We start from the raw sequence: 20,429 nt of genomic DNA, 5'->3' as shown, positions 1-20,429 counted from the left end.
AGGTGGACCCGCTTTCCCACAGCGTTTACAACGTCCGGGATAAGACGGCCGAGAACGCCGCGCCGCCGGCCCCGCCCGGAACGGCCCAGGCGCCCGCGGGCTACTGGGCCGAGTCCCAGCGCCAGCTCCGCCGCCAGACCCTGCTCTTCGTGCTGACGGTGTTCGTGTCGGGCCTCCTGATCGTGGTCGTGACGACCTACTATTACCTGCAAATCAGCGAAAGCCGCCAGGGTCTCCGCGCTCCTCCGCGCCGGACCCTGGCGAAAGCCGCTTCCCCCCTGCGTTTCGAGGCGGACGCGCAGACGATGTACCTGCTCGAGGAATTGCCGCCCCCCGCGAATCCCGAGCAGCTGAAAGACCTGCCCCTCTCCGCGGCCGCCCTCAAGCAGGCCTCGTATTTCCTAGTGAAGGCGGAATTGGCCTCCAAGCAGGACCGTCACGAAGACGCCCTCGATCATTACCAGAAGGTCGTTCAGATCTTCCCGGATATCCGCGGCGTGCAGAACCAGATCGGCCAGCTGGCCATCCGCGTCAAGCAGTTTGCCCTGGCCGCGGAAGCCTTCGAAAAGGCGTCCCGCGAAGAGCCCATGACGTTCTCCATGGCCAACAGCCTGGGTGTCGCCTACCTCGGCATGGAGGATTATGAAAAGGCGGAGGCCGCGTTCCGGATGGCCACGCGGATGAATCCGCAGTACGCCAACGCCTACTTCAACCTCGCCACCCTCCAGCTCCGGCGGGGCCAGCCGGAAAAAGCCAGCCAGCACTTTGAGGAGTATATGCAGCTCCAGCCGTCGGATACCATGGCGGGGCAGACGTACGCCCTGATCCTCATCCAGTTGGAGCAGTGGGATCGCGCCGCGGCTTTGCTTCAGCAGATCGCCCGCATCGCGCCCGATGTAGCGCCTATCCACTTCCGCCTGGCGCAGGCCTTGTCTCATGGGGCGAATCGCGAGGCGGCCATCGAGTCCCTGAAGCGGGCCGTTACCCTGGTGGATCCGAAGCAGGCGCTGGCGTGGATGTCCCGTCCGGAGTACAATCTGCTTCGGAACGATCCGGGCTTCCAGGAGATTCTCCTGGAGCTGGGGGCGCAGGACTGACCAGCGGTTGGACGGCCGGGGCCCGGGCCCCGGGGGTCGATCGCTGGAAGGGGATGCGCAGGGATCCGCTCTCGTCGGTTCTCCAGATCGGAAGGCGTGCCTCTTTCAGCCTCGACAGGGCGGCCGGGTCCGGTTGGCCGCGCACGTTACCGAGCCCCACGCTGATCACGGCGCAGGCCGGGCGCACGAGTTCCAGCCAGTCGGGCCGGCACGAGGCTTCCGTCCCGTGGTCGCCGACCACCAGCACCGTGGCGCCCAGGTCCAGGCGTTGCGCCGCCAGGTCCTCTTCCACGTGGCCGTCCGCCCCGCCCATGATCAGCAGGGCCGTGGCCTCGCGGCCCACGCGCAGGACCAGCGAAGCCTCGTCGGAGCGCCGGTAGCTACGATCCGCGGGCGGGTGCAGCGCCTCCCATTCCAGGCCTCCGGGAAACAGGCCGCGGTCGCCGCGCGAAAGGGTCCGGAGCGGAATGCCGCGCCGCCGGATGTCGGCGAGCAACTCGCGGTAGGCAGGGGAGCGGCCGAGGTGGGCCGTGCACCAGATCTCGTCCACGGGCAGGCTGTCCAGGACGGCGGCGGTGCCCCCGATATGCTCCGCGTCGCCGTGGGTCAGGATGAGGGCGTGGAGCCCGTTGACGCCGTGGCGGCGCAGGTGGCGGAGCACGTCCCGGGACGCGAAGCGCGGGCCCGTGTCGACCAGGACATCCCGCGGGCCCGGCAGGTTCAGGAAGATCGCCTGGCCCTGGCCGACATCCAGCACGTCCGCGTGGGCCGCGTCGCTGCCGCGGAGCCAGGCCCAGCCCGCGCCGAGCGCGAGGAGACCGGCGAGCACGAGGCCGGCGCGGCGGCGCGCCATCCGGAGCAGGGCCATCCACGCGCACCACGCGGCCAGGAACCACGCGGGCGGCGTGGGCACGTAGGCGTAGCCCCAGCGGAGGCCGGAGAAGAACCGGATGCCGCCGAGCAGGATGGCGGCGAACACCCGGTTGGCGTGATTGAAAACCTCCGCCAGCCAGGAGGACAGCGTGCCGAACAGCACGGTGAGGACCCCGGTCATCAGGACCACGAAAGACATCGGGATCACCAGCAGGTTGCTGGGCAGCGCCATCGGCGCCACGAGATTGAAGAAGCGGGCGGTCAGCGGGGCCGTGGTAAACCACACGGCGCTCGTGGTCAGCAGCAGCCCGATCACGTAGAGCGCCGCGGTGCGGACGGTCTTCCGCACCCGGCTTTCCGGCGGCGCCCAGGGATCCGCGCGCAGCCGCCCGGCGAAGGGCCGGATCCACAGGGGATACCACATCATCAGCGCGAGCACGGCGGAGTAGGAGAAGAGGAAGCCGAGGTCCACGATCTGGAGGGGGGCGAACGCCAGGATCAGGATGGCCGAAAGGGCCAGCGCGGACAGCCCGTCCGGCCGGCGGCGGAAGAGGGGTCCGGCCCAGAAGATCAGCGCCATGATCGTCGCGCGCAGCGTGCTGGCGCTCATGCCGGTGCCCACGGCATACACGGCGAGCGCGGGGGCAAGGTACAACGCCCAGTGCGGGCGGGGCCGGCCGGTGGCCTTGAGGAAGGCGGTCACCAGCACGATCATGATGCCGACGTGCAGCCCGGAGATCGCGATGATGTGCAGGGTGCCGGTCGTGGAGAAGGCCTGGAGGAGTTGCGGGGAAAGCTCCTGCCGGTATCCCAGCAACAGGGTCCGCAGCAGGGCCGCGACGTCGGGACTCTGCTCCAGGCCACGGCCGAGCAGGTCGAAGCACGCGCGCCGCTGGGCCAGGCACCAGGCGACGAATTTCGACCCGCGCCCGGAGGACAGCCGGCGGCCGCCCTCGGGGTCCGGCCGCAGCGTGCAGAGTGCGCCGCCGCGCCCGCCGTCGAACCGGGCCCTCCGCTCCAGGACCCCGCGCCAGAGCCATCGCTCCCCGTAACGGGGCTCCGGCGCGCCCCGGTCCGTACGCCAGTACACCGACACCCGCCCGCGCGCCCGCTCCCAGTGGACCCGGCGGCGGAGTCCCTCGACGCGCAACTCGAACCGGCAATAGACCTGGTCCGGCCGGCGGGCCGGCGTGGTGATCGAGTCGCCGGTCACCATGCCGATCAACTCCACCTGTTCGCGGTCGCGCGCCATCAGGGCGGACGCTTCGCGAGGGGACGGGCTCTTGGCCGCCAAGCCCATGTGCAGCCAGGCCGCGAGGAACACGGCGGTCCCCGTCAAGGCGGAGGCGGCCGCGTGGCGCAGGAGGAACCCGGCCGCGGCGAGCAGGGCGGCCGCCGCGCCAAGCCAGGGCAGGGGCGCCTCGAAGTACAGGCCGGCGCCCGTGCCGGCCAGGAAGAAAAGAGCCATGCCCACGAAGGGGCGGCGCGGGGATTCACGGCCTTCCGTCCCCGTCGCCAGTTCCATCGGCTGGGCCGCCATGGCGGTTCAATCGCTTGCTTCGGGCTCGATGTTTGCGAGGAAATAAAGCGGTCGGTGCGTGCCCGCCGACCGGGCCGACTCCATGGCCCGGCGGACGAATTCGCGCGCCTGCGTCACCGCGTCCTCCAGCAGCCAGCCCTTGGCCAGGCCGGCCGTGACCGCGGCCGAGAACGCGCAGCCCGCCCCGTGCGTCTCCGCCTCGGCGAGACGCGGGCCCGTCAGGATCAGTTCCTGTCCCTCGTCGTAAAGCACGTCGGTGATGTCCGGGCCCGCGAGGTGGCCGCCCTTGATCGCGCACGCCACGTCATAGCGGTCCCCGATCTCCCGCGCGGCTTCGCGCATCTGCTCCACGCTTTCGATGGGATGGCCGCACAGGATGGCCGCCTCGTCAAGGTTCGGCGTGATCACGCGCGCTTGCGATAGCAGTTCCCCGCACAACGCTTCGATGGCCTCCGGCTCCAGCAGCCGCGCGCCCGAGGCGGCGACCATGACCGGATCCACGACCAGGATGGGAATGCCCTGTTGCACGTCCGCGGCGGCCACGGCCCGGATGATGGGAGACGAGAACAGCATCCCCGTCTTGGCCGCCGCCACCGGGAAGGCATCACAGACCGTCTTAATCTGCTGGGCGACAAACTCGGGAGGCAGCGCCTGGATGCCGGTCACCTCGCGCGGGTTCTGGGCCGTCACGCAGGTCAGGGCCGAGGTGCCGAACACGTCGAAGGCCGCGAAGGTCAGCAGGTCCGCCTGGATGCCCGCGCCGCCGCCGCTGTCCGAACCGGCGATGGTCAGGGCCACCGGCACATCCGGATCCTGGGATTCATCGTTCACGCGTCGCAGCCTAGCGGGAAAACGCGTTGCGTCAAGCCGGGACCACGAGCCGTCGCGTCGCCCGGAAAAGCGATTGACGTTCAGAAGAAGAGCGGCATTGACGACCCGGGACCCATCCTGTATGGTGTCGGCTCCGTTTAACCATGGGCTATCGGCCCGGTCCCTACCCGGGGCCGGTCACGAACAAACAAATGGAGAAGCAGGAAATGGCTATCAAATTGGGTATCAATGGGTTTGGCCGAATCGGGCGTCTGGTCTTCCGCGCGGCCGTCGAGAATCCGAACGTCGAAGTGGTCGGCATCAACGACCTGTTCGACGCCAAGCAACTGGCGTACATGCTGAAGTACGACACGATCCACGGCCCGTTCAAGGGCACGGTCAAGGCGGGCGAGGGCGCGCTGATCGTCAACGGGAAGAGCATCCGCCTCACCGCGGAGAAGGATCCCGCCAACCTGAAGTGGAACGAAGTCGGCGCCGAGTACATCTGCGAATCGACGGGCCTGTTCCTGGAGAAGGCGAAGGCCGAGGGGCACATCAAGGCCGGCGCGAAGTTCGTCGTCATGTCCGCCCCGTCCAAGGACGATACGCCGATGTTCGTGATGGGCGTCAACCACAAGAGCTTCAAGGGCGAGCAATTCGTGTCCTGCGCCTCCTGCACGACCAACTGCCTGGCGCCCGTGGCCAAGGTGCTGAACGACAACTGGGGCATCGTGGAAGGCCTGATGACGACCGTGCACGCGACGACGGCCACGCAGAAGACCGTCGACGGCCCGGGCGGCAAGAAGGATTTCCGCGGCGGCCGCGCGGCGGCCGGCAACATCATCCCGTCCTCGACGGGCGCTGCCAAGGCGGTGGGCAAGGTCATCCCGGCCCTCAAGGGCAAACTGACCGGCATGGCGTTCCGCATCCCGACCCTGAACGTTTCCGTCGTGGACCTGACCTGCCGCCTCGAGAAGGCGCCGGGCGCCGACGCCGAAACCGCCTACGCCGCGATCAAGGCCGCCATGAAAGCCGCGTCGGAAGGCGAGCTCAAGGGCATCCTGGGTTACACGGAGGACGAGGTGGTGTCGTCCGACTTCAACCATGACGCGCGCACGTCGATCTTCGACGCGGGCGCCGGCATCATGCTGAACTCCAACTTCGTCAAGCTCGTCTCGTGGTACGACAACGAGTGGGGCTATTCCAACAAGCTCGTGGACTTCATCGTGTACATGGCGTCCGCGAAGTGATGGATGCCACGAACCGGCCCGCCGCGCCACGCCGTGGCGCGCTACAGCCTTGTAGCGCCGCATGGCGTGCGGCGGCCGGATGAGCGGGAGAAGAAAACCGATGAACAAGCTGACCATTCGCGACGTGAACTTCAAGGGCCGGCGCGTGCTGTGCCGGGTGGATTTCAACGTGCCGATCAAGGGCGGGATCGTCAACGACAACACCCGCATCACGGCGGCGCTGCCGACGATCCGGCACGTGCTCGATCAGGGCGGTTCGCTGGTCCTGATGAGCCACCTCGGCCGGCCGAAGGGGAAGGGGTTCGAGGCGGAGTTCAGCCTGAAGCCCGTGGCCGGCCGCCTGCAGGAACTCCTGGGGCGTCCCGTCCAGTTCGGCGGCGACTGCATCGGCGCGGAGGCGCTGGCCCTGGCCCAGGCGCTCAAGCCGGGCGAGGTGCTGCTGGTGGACAACACGCGCTTCTATAAGGAGGAAGAGGGCAAGGTCAAGCTGCCCGACGACACCCCGGAGGAGCAGAAGAAGGCCGCCAAGGCCGAGATGAAGGCGAAGCAGAAGGACTTTGCGAAGAAGCTGGCCGCCCTCGGGGACGGCGAGATCTACATCAACGACGCCTTTGGCTCTGCGCACCGCGCGCACGCCTCGACGGCGATCGTGTGCCAGTTCTACAAGAAGAACGTCGCCGGCCTGCTGATGGAGAAGGAGATCGATTTCATGGGCCGCGCCCTGGCCAGTCCGGAGCGCCCGTTCGTGGCGATCCTCGGCGGCGCCAAGGTCAGCGACAAGGTCGCCGTCATCACCAACCTCCTGACCAAGGTGGACGCCCTGGTCATCGGCGGCGCCATGGCCTACACGTTCTACCGCGCCAAGGGCCTCGCCACGGGCAAGTCCCTGGTCGAGGAGGACAAGGTCGACCTGGCGAAGGATATCCTGGCCAAGGCGGCGGCCGCGAAGGTCCGGCTGCTCCTGCCCGTCGACAACGTCATTGCCGACAAGTTCGACGCCGCGGCGCAGATCGAGACGGTCGGCGAGAGCGTGCCGGACGGGTGGATGGCGCTGGACATCGGGCCGAAGAGCGCGGAGCTGTTCGCGGCCGAGATCCGCAAGGCGAAGACGGTTGTCTGGAACGGCCCGATGGGCTGCTTCGAGATGGCCCCGTTTGCCGCCGGCACGCTGGCCATCGCCAAGGCCGTGGCCGAAACGAAATGCTTGAGCATCATCGGCGGCGGCGACAGCGTCAGCGCCGTCAACAAGAGCGGACTGGCGGGCAAGATGAGCCACATCAGCACGGGCGGCGGCGCGAGCCTGGAGTTCCTCGAAGGCAAGCAGTTGCCCGGCGTCGTGGCGTTGACGGATAAGTAAGTGAATAGTGAATGGTTTTCCTGAAACCTGAAACCTGAAACCTGAACCCTGGAACCTCCCATGCGCAAACCCATCGTGGCCGGTAATTGGAAGATGAACAAGACCGTGGCGGAGGCGCAAGGCCTCGTCGCGGAGATCAAGGCAGGCATGCAGGGCCTGGACGCCGTGGACGTCGTCCTGTGCCCGCCCAGCACCGCGCTGCAAGCCGTCGGGCAGGCGATCGCCGGCTCGAAGCTGGACCTGGGCGCCCAGAACATGCACTGGGAGAAATCCGGCGCGTTCACGGGCGAGATCGCGGCCCCGATGATCCGCGAACTGGGCTGCCACTACGTGATTCTCGGGCACAGCGAGCGGCGCCAGTACTTCAAGGAGACGGACGAGATCGTCAACAGGAAGGCCAAGGCGGCGCGGGCCGCGGGGCTGCTCCCGATCGTGTGCGTGGGCGAGCTGTTGGAGGAGCGCGAGTCCGGCCGCACGGAGGCCGTGGTCGGCGCGCAGGTGCGCGGCAGCCTCGCGGGCTTGAGCGGGCAGGACCTGCTCAAGACCGTGGTGGCCTACGAGCCGGTCTGGGCCATCGGCACGGGCAAGACCGCCTCTCCAGCGCAGGCGCAGGAGGTCCATGCGTTCATTCGGCGCGTGCTGAAGGAACTGTCCGACGATCACATCGCGCAGTCGGTCCGTATCCAGTACGGCGGCAGCGTCAAGGCGTCGAACGCCGCCGAGCTGTTCCACCAGCCGGACATCGACGGCGGGCTGATCGGCGGAGCGAGCCTGGAGGCGGCGTCTTTCCTTGCCATCGTCCGCGGCGCGCTGTAATGGTGTGAACGGAAAGCGGGGATTCTCATGTTGATTCGAATACTGCTGGTGACGGTCGAAGTGATCTGCAGCCTGGCGCTGATCGGTCTGATTCTCATCCAGCGCTCCAAGAGCGAGGGACTGGGCCTAGCGTTTGGCGCGGGAATGGGCGAGAGCCTGTTCGGTTCGAGGGCGGGCAACATCCTGACGAAACTCACGGTGATCTTCGCCGCCGTGTTCATGGTCAACACGGTGCTGTTGGGCATCGCCTTTTCCGGCGAGCGCGTCCAGTCGCTGATGAGCAGCCAGATGAGCCCGCCGGCGGCTCCGGTCGGACCTTCCGGCCCGATCACGGGTCCGGCCCCTTCGGCCCCGGCCGGCATGGGCCTGCAGGAACTTCCCGTGGAGCCGCCGGTTGCTCCCATGGAACCGTCCGCCGCGATGCCGGTGGAGGCGCCGATCGCCACACCCCAGCCGGCCCCGGCCGCGGAATAGAGCGAGCCGCCGCGTGACGGCGCGGGCTTCCACACCCTCCCGAGCGAAAGCCGGGGGGGTGGTTTGTTTCAGGGGATATGGATATTGGAAACTCGAAATTGGAGAAGCGGCCGCGTGATATCCACTTTCAAATTTCCAGTTTCCATCTTCAGCCTTCTCCTGCTTGCCTCCTGCGGGCCACGGCCGGAAACCGGTCCCGGTCGGGCCTGGCGCAGCCAGACAGCGCGCATCCGGACGCTGGACCCGGCCCGCGCGGCGGACGTCGCCTCCGCGCAGGCCGTCAGCCGGATTTACGAGGGGCTGCTGCAGTACGGCTACCGCGACCGGCCCTACCGCGTCGAACCGCTGCTGGCCGAGGACCTGCCGGAGGTTTCGCCCGACGGACTCACCTATACGTTTCGCCTTCGCCGCGGGATCCATTTCCAGGACGATCCGTGTTTCCCCGGCGGGAAGGGGCGCGAACTCGCGGCGGAGGACTTCGTCTACTCCATCAAGCGCCTCGCGGACCGCAAGACCGCGGCCTCCGGCTACTGGATTTTCCGCGACCGCCTGGCCGGGCTTGACGATTTCCGCGCGTCGTCGGCGGGGGACGAGCCCACGGACTATGCGCAGCGCGTCGAGGGCCTGATCGCGTTGGAACCCCACACGCTTCAACTCCGCCTCACGCGGCCTTATCCGCAGTTGCTCTGGGTGCTGACCATGCCGTACGCGTCCGCGGTGCCGCGCGAGGCCGTCGAGTATTACGGGACGGAATTCGACAGGCACCCCGTCGGCACCGGGCCGTTCATTTTGGCCGATTACCGTCCGAATTACCGGATCGAGTTCGCGCGTAACCCGGCCTGGGCCGCGGCGGGACGGGTCGATAGAGACGCGGAGGGACAACCGATCCCGGCCCTCGACGGCGTGGTGCAATACGTCATCGGGGATCCCGCGACGGCCTGGCTGATGTTCCTCGATGGGCGCCTGGAGACGTCGCCCGTGTCGCGGGACAACTGGGACGCGGTGGTGGGCGCCGGCGGCGAACTCGATCCCGCGCTGGCCGCGCGCGGCATCCGTATGATCCGTGCGTCGACGCTGGACCTGTTCTACGTCGGCTTCAACATGGACGATCCCGTGGTGGGGACCAACAAGCTGCTGCGCCAGGCGCTGACCTGCGCGTTCGACACGGGGGAGTGGACCCGTTTCTACAACGGGCGCATCCTGCGGCCCAACGGGCCCATCCCGCCGGGCGTCGCCGGCGCGCCGGAGGGCGAGGGGCCGTTCCCGTTCGATCTGGAAAGGGCGCGGCGCCTGCTCGCCGAGGCCGGCTACCCGGACGGCGTGGATCCCCGGACGGGGCGCCGCCTGGTCCTGACGCTGGACCTGGGGCAGGCGGACAACCCGGAGATGCGCCAGTCGACCGATCTCTTTATCCAGTTCATGGACCGGATCGGCGTGGTGATCGAACCCCGGTACAGCAACTGGCCGACGTTCATCGGGCGGATCGAGCGGCGCCAGGTCCAGCTCTTCCGGTTGAGCTGGATCGCCGACTACCCGGACGCCGAGAACTTCCTGCAGCTCTTCTACAGTCCCAACGCCTCGCCCGGCTCCAACCGCAGCAACTACCGTAATCCCGAGTACGACCGGCTGTACGAACAGGCGCGCGCGATGCCGGACTCGGACGAGCGGACCGCGCTCTACCGGCGGATGGCCGCGATCGTCCAGGAGGACTGTCCCTGGATTTTCACGCATCACCCGGCGGCTTGTGTCCTGCTCCAGCCCTGGGCGCGGCACTACGAATACCACGACTTCCCGTACGGCATGGAAAAGTATTATGCTGTCGATGAGACCCTGAACCCCGAACCCTGAACCCTCCATGAAACAAATCCTGCTGGCCTTCGCCTTCCTCCTGCTGGCCGTCCCGGCGGCCCGCGCCGCCGACGATGTCTTCCCCCGCCCGGGTTGGAAGGAGCAGCCCAATCCCCTGGCCAGCCCGGACGCCGTGCCGGGCGGCGAGATCGCCATCTATGCCGGCGACTACCCTAAGAGCTTCAACTACTACCTCGACCAGAACGTGTTCTCGGCCGAGCTGTTCGGGGCGATGTACGAGACGCTGCTGGGCCAGCACCCGCTGACGCTGGACTACGAGCCCGGCCTCGCCGAGCGGTGGTCCATCTCGGAGGACAAGCGCACGTTCACCTTCTGGATCGATCCTCGCGCGGCGTGGAGCGACGGCAAACCGGTCACGGCGCAGGACGTGAAGTGGACCTTCGACGCCGTCATGAAGCCGGAAAACATCACCGGCCCGCACAAGGTGTTCCTCGGCCGCTTCGAGTCGCCGGAGGTGCTCGACGAGCGGACGATCCGGTTCCGCGCCAAGGAAATTCATTGGCAGAACCTCGACGCGCTGGCCAGCTACCTGATCCTGCCCCGTCACGCGTTCGCCGAGGCGGACTTCAACAAGATCAACTTCGAGTTCCCGGTGGTCTCCGGATCCTACCGGCTGGGCGAGATACAGGAAGGCGTGCTGGCCAAGCTGGAGCGGCGCGAGGACTGGTGGAACCGGGGCTCGGTGCGGGCCCGGGGCGTCGGCAATTTCCAGACCCTGGTGTTCAAATTCTTCGCCGAGCGCGAAAACGCGTTCGAGGCGTTCAAGAAGGGCGCAATCGACCTCTTCCCCGTCTACACCGCGCACCTGTGGGCGACGCAGACCGCAGGCGAGCGCTATGAGAAGAACTGGGTGATCAAGCAGCGGGTCTTCAATTACAATCCCATCGGGTTCCAGGGTTTCGCGATGAACGGCCGGCGCGCGCCCTTCGACGATCTCCGGGTGCGCAAGGCGCTGGCGCACCTGCTCGACCGCGAAACGATGAACGCGACCCTGATGCACAACCAGTACTTCCTGCACCGCTCCTACTTCGAGGACCTCTACGGCCCGGAGCATCCCTGCGAAAACGAGCCGATCCCGTTCGACAAGGAGCGGGCCCGCGAGCTGCTGGCCGAGGCCGGGTGGACGGTCAATTCGAAAACCGGCCTGCGGGAGAAGGACGGGAAGCCGCTCCGCTTCCGCTTCCTGTCCCGCGACGCGGCGACGGACAAGTTCCTCGTGATCTACCAGGAGGCCCTGAAGGACGCCGGCCTGGAGATGGAGATCGAGAAGAAGGACTGGGCGGCGTGGGCGAAGGACATGGACGAGTTCAACTACGACATGACCTGGGCCGCGTGGAGCGGCGGGCTGCGCAAGGATCCCGAGCCGATGTGGTCCTCCGCCGAGGCGGACAAGCCGTCGGGCCAGAACATCACCGGGTTCCGTCACGCCGAGGTGGACGCCCTGATCGCCAGCCAGCGCGAAAACTTCGACATCGCGGAGCGCCACGACATCTGCCGCCGTATCGACCGCCTCCTGACCGCGGAGGTGCCGTACATCCTGCTTTGGAACATCAACTACACGCGCCTGCTCTACTGGAACAAGTTCGGCGCCCCGCCGACCGTGCTGGGCAAGTACGGCGACGAGCGGGCGGCGTACTGGTACTGGTGGTACGACGAGGATGCGGCCGCCGAATTGAAGGACGCGATGCAGGACGGCCTCCCCCTGCCGCGCAAGCCGGCAGAGGTCCGGTTCGACGAAGCCTTCCGAGAGCCTTGAAAGACAAGCTTCTCCCGAACACCGAACACCGAAATCCCTTCCGTGGACCGCCTCGACTACATCCTCCGCCGCCTGCTCCTGATGATCCCGACCTTCATCGGGATCACGTTCTTCAGCTTCGGCCTCTGCCAGTTCGTGCCGGGCGGGCCGGTCGAGCAGGTGATCCTGCAGATGCGCGGGGTGGGGAGCGGGTCGGGCGACCGCATGTCCTCCGCGGCCGGGCCGATTACCGCGGAGCAGAGGAAGGCCCTCGAGAAGCACTTCGGTTTCGACAAGCCCCTGCCGCAGCGGTACTGGAAGTGGCTGGTCCACGACCGGATCGGGCTCGCGGTCGAGTCGTACAAGTATCCGAACCAGACCGTCTGGCAGTTGATCGTGAAGCGGTTCCCGGTGTCGCTGGTGTTCGGGATCACGGGATTCGTGCTGACCTATCTCGTGTGCATCCCGCTGGGCATCGCCAAGGCGCTGCGCCACGGCGGGACGTTCGACCTGGCCTCCAGCCTCATCGTCTTCATCGGGTACGCCATCCCCCCGTTCGCGTTCGGCATGGTCCTGAAGGTGCTGTTCAGCGGGGTGACGGAGACCTTCTGGGATATCTTCCCGGTCTCGGGTTTTCATTCGTCCGGCTTCGCGGCGATGAGCTTCGGCGGGAAGGCGAAGGACCTGTTCCAGCACATGTTCCTTCCGGTGCTCTGCTACATGGTCGGAAACTTCGCCGTGCTGACGCTGCTGATGAAGAACTCGCTGCTCGAGCAGATCGGCCAGGACTACATCCGGACCGTCCTGGCCCGCGGCGCCACGCGCACCCGCGCCATCTGGGGGCACGCCTTCCGCAACGCGCTGATCCCGATCGCGACGGGGTTCGGCGGCATCCTGACCATCATGTTCGCCGGCTCCGTCCTGATCGAGCGCGTCTTTGAAATCCCGGGCATGGGCCGCTTGAGCCTCGATGCCATCGTCAGCCGGGACTACATGGTCTTCATGGGTATCCTCTCGGCGACGGCGATCCTCGGCCTGCTCGGGCGCTTGCTTTCCGATTTCTGTTACCTCCTGATCGACCCGCGCATCTCGTTCCGGAATTCGTCATGACGGCGGCCGTCCAGGAGCTGCGCCGGCGGCGCGGGCGGAACCCGGTCACGCAGAAGCGGCTGCGCCGGTTCCGCGAGACGCGCCGCGCATGGGGGTCGCTTTGGATCCTGGTCGCCCTGTACGGGATCAGTCTGGTCTCCGAACTCGTCGCCGGCAACCAGCCCCTCTTCGTGCGCTACCGGGGGCGATCCTTCTTCCCGCTGCTGCGTTTCTATCCCGACGACCTCTTCACCGGCAGCGGGCGCATGACCCGGCCGGACTACAAGCGGATCGCCGCCAGCGAGGCTTTCCGGAGCGACCCCGGCCACCGGATGGTGTTTCCGCTCATTCCCTTCGGCCCGCTGGAGACCGTGAGCCCGGACTCCATCGCGGTGCCCGATGAGGTGCTGCTCACGCTGACCCGGGAGGCGGCGGTTGGCGCCGTCAGCCTGGCGCCCGACGGAACGATCCTCTCCGCCGAGGGCTGCGCCTTCTTCCTCGGCGTTCCGGACGCGGACCTGGCCGGGACAAAAGTGGAGCGCTTCGTGGAGCTTCCCGGCGCCGTCCGCGACGGGCTGTCCGCGCGATTCCAAAACCGGGCCGCTGTGTCCGTGTCGGTGGAGAGCCCGTTGCCGAACGGGCGCGTCGGGCTGCTTTCCCTGTCGACCTACACGCCGCGGCGCGCGGCGCCGGCGTCCGTCCGTATGTTGCTTCGCGAAATGGAAGAGGGGCGCGCCGCGACCGAGAAGCTGCGGGTCGGCCGGGACGGCGGCGTGGCGGCCGGCCGACATCCCTTGTGGGGCGCCCTCGACGAGTCCCAAAGGGAAGTTCTACTTGACCGGGCGCGGGCGCGCTTTGACGGGCCGGTGGCGGATGAGCGCTGGCAGGAGGGTGAGCGGTGGCTTCGCGCGGCCTTTCAGAAGGAGTCGGTCACCTATCCCTGGCGGCCGTGTCCGGGACATCCCCTCGGGCTGGACAGCGCCGGGCGCGACGTGTTGGTGCGCATCCTGTACGGCCTGCGCACGTCCCTGACGTTCGGGCTTCTGCTCGTGGCCGTCACGATGATCGCGGGAGTCGTGGTCGGCGCCGTCCAAGGGTACTACGGCGGGTGGGTGGACCTGCTGGGCCAGCGCGCGATTGAAATCTGGGAGTCGCTGCCCTTCCTGTACATCCTGATCCTGATGGGGTCGGTGTTCGGGCGCAGCTTCGCACTGTTGCTAATTTGCTACGGCATTTTCAACTGGGTCGGCATCTCCTACTACATGCGGGCCGAGTTCCTGCGGCTGCGGAAGCAGCCGTTTGTCGAGGCGGCCTGGTGCATGGGGCTGCCCGCGTGGAAGATCATTTTCCGGCATATCCTGCCGAATGCGCTCGTTCCCGTGGTCACCTTCTTCCCTTTTTCGCTGGTGGGCGCCGTCGGGGTGCTGGCGGCGCTGGATTATCTCGGTTTTGGCATGCCCCCGCCGACGCCCAGCTGGGGCGAAATGCTCGCCCAGGCCCAGGAGTATAACTGGGCCTGGTGGCTTTCGCTGTACCCGTCGCTGGCCCTGTTCCTCGTCATGCTGCTCGGCGTGTTCATCGGCGAAGGCGTTCGTGCGGCTTTCGACCCGAGACGCTATTCCCGACTGGAATAACAGGGTTTCTCGGCGCGATTTCATCTCCTTGGCCCGGAATATGCTGCTTTTTGGGTGAAGGGTATGATCGAGCCGTGAGCAACCTCTCCAGGGGACGAGTGGGGCGTTTCTACATTAAGCGGGCGAGCTTCGTTCTGCTCGCTTCCCTTGCCCTCGGCGGCCCGGCCGTCGCTCAAATCCGGGAATACGGACCGGATGCCCGGGGCGTTTTCGGCGGGGGACGGGGCGTTCGCCTGGAAGACCTCCCGGCCGGTGTCCTCCGCAGCCAGGTCGAATCCCTGTCTCCAGACGCCCGGGGCCGCGCGCTGGCCAAACTGGAGTCGATCCAGTTTCACCGCAATGATCTGCGTTCCATGCGGGCCGACCGCGAGGGGGGATTTTCTACGTCTGTGATTTTGGCGGGCTTCGCCAGGATGAGTTGGAAGAGCCGGCCGTCGATGGCGGCACGGTTGGCGATCCGATCCCGGGCCTGCTGGCTTCGATTCCGGTGAGCAGCCCGCCGGCGTACAGCAGCAAGCCAGGCTCGACGAACGTCCTGTTCCTGGATTTCAACGGCCACGTCGTTTCCAACACGATGTGGAACACGGCCTACACCCAGACCGTGTGGAATACTACGCCGTTCGACACGGATGGCGACAACACCACGTTCAGCGACTTGGAGCAGCGTTACATCAAGCAGATATGGGAGCGCGTGGCCGAGGATTATGCGCCGTTCGACGTCAACGTCACCACGGTCCAGCCCGCGTCGTGGTATCGGCGGGTGGGCCACGCCCTGATCACGCCGACCACGGATCTGGACGGCAAGCGCTGCCCGCATTACGGCTACGGCGGCATTGCGTACGTAGACGTGTTCAACGATTCCAGCTACTCGTATAATGCCTCCAGTTGCTACTCGCCGGCGTGGGTCACGATCATGTCCTCGGACTCGTATGCCGCCACGGCCGAGGCGGCCGCTCACGAGTTGGGCCACAACCTGGGCTTGAGCCACGACGGCTCCTCGACGCAGGAGTACTTCAACGGCCATGCCGCGACCACGAACGCGGCCTCCTGGGGCCCGATCATGGGCGCGGCGTATGGGCGCAACCTCTCCCAATGGAGCAAGGGCGAGTATTACGACGCCAACCAGACGCAGGACGACCTGGCGATCATCTCCGCCAAGATGGCGTACAAGGCGGACGACCACGGGAGCAACAGCGCGGCGGCGACGCCGATGGCCGTCGATGGCTTGAGCGTGACGGGCACCGGCCTGGTCGGACGGACATCGGATCGCGATGTGTTTTCGCTTTTTTCCGGCGCGGGCTCCGTGGTGCTTTCCGCGGTCCCGTACCGGTGCACCAACGGCACGTGGGGCGGCAACAGCGATCTCGTCTTGTTGTTGTGCGCTTCGAATGGAACGGTGCTGGCCTCGAACAACGTGGCGGCGGCGGCCTACGCGTCCGTCACGCAGTCCGTCAGCGCGGGCGCCTACTTCGCGCATGTCTATCCCGCCGGGGCCGGCGCCCCGACCAGCTCCACGCGCAGCGGATACACGGCGTACGGTGTCCTGGGCGCCTATGTCGTGACCGGCCAGGTGGCGGCGGGAGAGGAGGCGCCGTCGTTTAATCCGCTGGGGACGCAGACCGCGACGACGGGCGTGGCCCTGGTCTTCACGGTCAGCGCGTCCGGCTACCCGGTGCCGGTCCTGGCGCTGCGCAGCACCACGGCTTCATCAGGTTACAGCTTCACCCCGGCGACGGGGGAGTTGAGTTACACGCCGCCGCTGGCGGATGTCGGCGCGCGGAGCTTCACGTTCACGGCCAGCAACAGCGCGGGCGTCGCGACACAGGTCGTGGGCGTGACCGTCATCGAGGGCCCGCCGGCGGCGCCGGCCGCGATCTGGGCGAGCGAGACCAATGCCGCCGGCTTCACGGCCGCGTGGACGGCGGTACCGGGCGCGACGAGCTACCGGCTGGACGTGGGCCTGTGCGAGGATTTTGTGGACCTGGGCGGGCAGGTGCTGCTGGACGAGGATTTCCAGGCGTGGAACGGGACGACCTGGATCAATGGGTGGACCCACAACAGCTCCATTCAATACTCCTCCGGAGGGGTCACGAATTCGCGCTGCGTCGGCATGAACGGCGTCGGCGATTGGATCCTGGCCCCGGCCTGCACGAATCCCGGCGTTTTAAGCTTCTACATCCGGACCTCTTCGGATCCGGGCAGTTGGACCACGCTTGTCCAGACGTCCTCCAACGGAACCGACTGGATCGATCGCGCGAGTATTGTGGAAAACGGCACGGGCGGGACCATCGACAACACGCCGTATCAGACCAACATCCCCCTGAACCTTGCGGGAGCGCAGTACGTGCGCTGGTACATGTCCGCGCGGTCGCAGGATAGCTGCTATATCGACAACGTTCTGATCACGCGCATGGAGAGCGCGGGCCCGTGCTATCTGCCGGCGTATTCGAACCGCACGGTTTCAAGCACAAGCCAGGCCGTAACGGGGTTGACGTCGCTCGCCACCTATTACTTCCGGGCGCGGGCGGTGTCCCCGGGCGGCACCGGCGACTATTCCTCCGTGGCGAACGTGACGCTGCCCGAGGCGGCCGCGACGAATTCGTTGGTCGTGGCGACCCCGCATGGCAGTCCATCGCCCGCGGCCGGGGTGAGCTGGTTCACCAACGGGGCATGGGTCGCGGCCTCGGTGGGCGGATCGCCGTGGGTGAGCGGCCAGACGCAGTATGTGTGCGCAGGGTGGACGGGAACGGGCAGCGTGCCCGCCAGTGGCGCGCTGACCAACACGTCTTTTTCGCTGACCAATGACTCGACGCTGGCCTGGCGCTGGACGACGAATTTCTACTTCGCCCGGACCGCGGGGACGAACGGCGCGGTCCTCGGGCCGGGCAGCGACTGGTATGCCTTCGGCGCGAGCGTGACCGTGACCGCGGCGCCGGCGGAACACTACTGCTTCGCGGGCTGGAGCGGCGACACGCAGGGCGACACCAATTTGACTGTTATGACCGTTTCCCTCGATCGCCCGCGGCAACTGTACGCGGCTTTCACCGAGGTCATGGCGGCGTGTGGAACACCGGAGCCGTGGCTCGCGGAGTACTACCCGGCGACCAACGACTACGACGCGGCGGAGTTGAGCGACACGGATGAAGACGGACTGGCGGCGTGGCAGGAGTACATCGCCGGTACCGACCCGACGGATTCGGATTCCGGGCTGGAACTGGAGCCCGCCGCGGCGGCCGTCGAGCAGGTGATCGTAGCCTGGCCGGCGATCTCGGGCCGCTACTATTCGATTTACTACCTCACCAACCTTACCTCCTCGGTCGAGCAGCCCGTTGTCGAGGATTGGCGCGCCGGCCAGACCGGCCCGGCGTCGTGGACCAACGCGGTCGCGCCCGACGTCTCGCAGCGTTACTACCGGCTGAAAGTTTCCTTGGACTAGCGCCTGTCGGCGGGTAATGCCTCCCTCATGTAGGGGCGCCGCTTGTCGGCGCCCTCGGGCGTCGCCAGCGACGCCCCTACGGCCCTTGCATGTCGGAAAGATTGCGGCGGAGGGCCCTTTTTGGATTCAAAGGTTGTCGTCGATTTGTGACAATGCGCCGCGGAACCCATGGCCGCGCTGCTCCAGATACGGGATTTGACGGTTGCCTTCGACACCGACGAGGGCCGGTTGCGCGCCGCGGACCGGGTTTCGTTCGACATCGGCGAAGGCGAGGTGCTGGGCCTGGTAGGCGAGTCCGGCTGCGGGAAAACGGTCACGGCGTTGAGCATCCTGCGGCTGATCCCGTCCCCGCCCGGCCGCATTGAGTCCGGCTCCATCCTGTTCCGCGGCCGGGACCTGCTATCCATGCCGGTAGACGAATTGCGGCGCGTGCGCGGCCAGGCCATCAGCATGGTATTCCAGGATCCGATGACGGCGCTGTCGCCCCTCCACCGGGTCGGCGATCAACTGGTCGAGACGCTCCGGATGCATCGAAAAATCGGGCGACGCGCCGCGTGGAGCCTGGGCGCGGAGTGGTTGAAAAAAGTCGGCATTCCCGCGCCCGCCGAGCGCATGGACGCCTATCCTCACCACCTCTCCGGCGGGATGCGGCAGCGCGTCATGCTGGCGATGGCGCTCATGCTGGAGCCGGCGCTAATCATCGCCGACGAGCCCACGACGGCGCTGGACGTCACCATCCAGGCCCAGATTTTCAACCTGCTGCTCGACATGAAGGACCGGAGCACGTCGGTCCTCCTGATCACGCACGACATGGGCGCGGTCTGGGCTATGTGCTCCCGGGTGGTGGTCATGTACGCGGCCCGCGTGGTGGAGGAGGGGCCGGCCGAGTCCTTGTTCCGTGGGCCGCTGCATCCCTACACGCAGGGGCTCCTGCGCTCCATGCCGTCCGCGCAGGTGCCGGGCGGAAGGCTGGAAGCCATTCCCGGCCAGGTCCCGTCGCCCCTGAATTATCCGAAGGGGTGCCGGTTCTCCGATCGATGTCCGAAAGTTTTCGGGCGGTGCCGCCAAGCGGAGCCGCCCCTGTACAGGCGGGGCGAGGGGCGCGGCGCCGCGTGCTTTCTCCTGGACGAGGCGGTGAACGGCCCGTGAAGGGAGGCGCTCCATTGCTGGAAATCCGCGACCTGCGGACCTGGTTCCCGGTTCGCCGCGGGTTGCTCAACCGCGTCGTCGGCCACGTCAAGGCCGTGGACGGCGTGTCGCTGCACGTCATGGAGGGCGAGACGCTCGGCCTGGTGGGGGAGTCGGGTTGCGGGAAGACGACGCTGGGCCGAAGCATTGTCGGCCTGGAGCGGCCCCGTTCGGGGCACATCCTGTTCCAGGGCGCCGACATGAAGACGCTCTCCCGCGCCGAACGCAAGCGCGCGGGCCGACATCTCCAGATGATTTTCCAGGATCCCGTGGCGTCGTTGAATCCACGCCTGACCGTGCTGGATATTCTGACGGAAGGAATACAGGAGCATAGCCTGCTCCAGGGGGCGCGGGAGGATGAGGGCGCGCGATTGCTGGCGGAGGTGGGGCTCCCGCCCGAGGCCTTGTATCGCTATCCGTTTGAATTTTCCGGCGGGCAGCGCCAGCGCATCAGCCTGGCCCGCGCCATCTCGCTGCGCCCGTCCCTGGTCGTGTGCGATGAACCGGTGAGTTCGCTGGACGTTTCCGTGCAGGCGCAGGTCATCAACCTGCTCATGGACCTGCGCGAGAAGTACCGGCTGTCCTACCTGTTCATCTCGCATGACTTGAGCGTGGTGCGCCACTTGAGCGACCGGATCGCCGTCATGTATCTCGGTCGGATCGTCGAGGAGGGCCCGGCGGGCGCGGTCATGGACCGCCCCCTGCATCCGTATACCCAGGCCCTGCTCGCGGCCGTTCTGGTGCCCGGCCGGCCGCGAGGCCGGGCGCTGGTCCTGCCCGGCGAGCCGCCCTCGCCCCTGAATCCGCCCTCCGGCTGCCCATTCCACGCGCGCTGTCCGAAGGCCATGGCAGCGTGCCAGCGGGACTACCCTCCGACTGCCACCACGGAGGGCCGGCAGGTGAACTGCCACCTGTATCCACCGCGGCCGCCCGATTCCTTGCTATCCCCGGTTTCGTGATCGGCGCGGAACCTTTTCGCCCCGTCCGGCACGAGGGGCCCCCGGCTCGTGCCGGGGGCGCGCGGGCGGCCGGCCCCGTTCAGATTTCCTCGCCGGGCGCCGACAGTGCCAGCCGCCGCGACGGGAAGTGCCCGCGGATGCGCTGGTTGTAGTACGAGCCCTTCCTCTGCGAATCCATGAGCCCGTAGAACACGGACGCCGGCACCGCGCTGTACTCGTAGACCGGCCCGTTCCGGAAGGCGAGGGTCAGCGTGTCCTGGTCGGCCCGGTAGTACACGAGACTGATCACGTCCGAGGCGACC

General features: G+C 67.2%; 13 protein-coding genes and 1 pseudogene. 11 read left to right on the top strand and 3 right to left on the bottom strand.

Features of this window, described 5'->3' with window-relative positions; genetic code table 11:
* Positions 1–2 precede the first annotated feature (2 nt).
* Positions 3–1,097, top strand: a complete 1,095-nt coding sequence (locus KA248_14175; GenBank protein ID MBP7831054.1) for a tetratricopeptide repeat protein — start codon at positions 3–5, stop codon at positions 1,095–1,097.
* Here the strand turns inward: KA248_14175 and KA248_14170 are convergent.
* Positions 982–3,510, bottom strand: coding sequence for a ComEC/Rec2 family competence protein (locus tag KA248_14170; protein MBP7831053.1), 2,529 nt, complete (start codon positions 3,508–3,510; stop codon positions 982–984). The two genes, KA248_14175 and KA248_14170, sit on opposite strands and share 116 nt — an antisense overlap.
* 6 nt (positions 3,511–3,516) lie before the next feature.
* Complete coding sequence (thiD, locus tag KA248_14165; protein ID MBP7831052.1) at positions 3,517–4,341, bottom strand: bifunctional hydroxymethylpyrimidine kinase/phosphomethylpyrimidine kinase; 825 nt, start codon at positions 4,339–4,341, stop codon at positions 3,517–3,519.
* A 206-nt stretch (positions 4,342–4,547) separates the two neighbouring features.
* Here thiD and gap point away from each other — a divergent pair, with 206 nt between their 5' ends.
* The 10 genes and pseudogenes from gap (at position 4,548) to KA248_14115 (ending at position 20,127) form a co-directional block, all read left to right on the top strand.
* Positions 4,548–5,570, top strand: coding sequence for a type I glyceraldehyde-3-phosphate dehydrogenase (gene gap, locus KA248_14160; GenBank protein MBP7831051.1), 1,023 nt, complete (start codon positions 4,548–4,550; stop codon positions 5,568–5,570).
* Positions 5,571–5,670: 100 nt separating this feature from the next.
* Positions 5,671–7,743: pseudogene (locus tag KA248_14155) on the top strand (triose-phosphate isomerase).
* A gap of 27 nt (positions 7,744–7,770) precedes the next feature.
* On the top strand, positions 7,771–8,217 hold the full coding sequence (gene secG / locus KA248_14150) for a preprotein translocase subunit SecG (GenBank protein MBP7831050.1): 447 nt from the start codon (positions 7,771–7,773) through the stop codon (positions 8,215–8,217).
* Positions 8,218–8,331: 114 nt separating this feature from the next.
* Complete coding sequence (locus tag KA248_14145) at positions 8,332–10,065, top strand: hypothetical protein (protein ID MBP7831049.1); 1,734 nt, start codon at positions 8,332–8,334, stop codon at positions 10,063–10,065.
* A 7-nt stretch (positions 10,066–10,072) separates the two neighbouring features.
* Positions 10,073–11,842: an ABC transporter substrate-binding protein gene (locus KA248_14140; GenBank protein ID MBP7831048.1), complete on the top strand. Its 1,770-nt coding sequence runs from the start codon at positions 10,073–10,075 to the stop codon at positions 11,840–11,842.
* 42 nt (positions 11,843–11,884) lie between these two features.
* Positions 11,885–12,931 carry an ABC transporter permease subunit gene (locus tag KA248_14135; GenBank protein MBP7831047.1) on the top strand — a complete coding sequence of 349 codons (1,047 nt, stop codon included), beginning with the start codon at positions 11,885–11,887 and terminating at the stop codon, positions 12,929–12,931.
* A 698-nt stretch (positions 12,932–13,629) separates the two neighbouring features.
* Positions 13,630–14,544: an ABC transporter permease subunit gene (locus tag KA248_14130; GenBank protein ID MBP7831046.1), complete on the top strand. Its 915-nt coding sequence runs from the start codon at positions 13,630–13,632 to the stop codon at positions 14,542–14,544.
* A gap of 418 nt (positions 14,545–14,962) precedes the next feature.
* Entirely contained in the window at positions 14,963–17,980 is a 3,018-nt protein-coding gene (locus KA248_14125; protein ID MBP7831045.1) for a hypothetical protein, read from the top strand.
* Between the two features lie 168 nt (positions 17,981–18,148).
* The gene (locus KA248_14120) at positions 18,149–19,129 is read left to right on the top strand and encodes an ABC transporter ATP-binding protein (GenBank protein MBP7831044.1); all 981 of its coding nucleotides are present in this window, start codon (positions 18,149–18,151) and stop codon (positions 19,127–19,129) included.
* On the top strand, positions 19,018–20,127 hold the full coding sequence (locus KA248_14115) for an ABC transporter ATP-binding protein (protein ID MBP7831043.1): 1,110 nt from the start codon (positions 19,018–19,020) through the stop codon (positions 20,125–20,127). Before KA248_14120 ends, KA248_14115 begins: the two co-directional genes overlap by 112 nt.
* A gap of 79 nt (positions 20,128–20,206) precedes the next feature.
* Here the strand turns inward: KA248_14115 and KA248_14110 are convergent.
* On the bottom strand, positions 20,207–20,429 hold a 223-nt coding region (locus tag KA248_14110), incomplete at its 5' end, for a KTSC domain-containing protein (GenBank protein ID MBP7831042.1).

The organism is Kiritimatiellia bacterium (assembly GCA_018001225.1).
Taxonomy (GTDB): Bacteria; Verrucomicrobiota; Kiritimatiellia; order CAIQIC01; family JAGNIJ01; genus JAGNIJ01.
The sequence above is the reverse complement of the archived record's forward strand: the minus strand, read 5'-3'. Positions and strand labels throughout refer to the sequence as shown.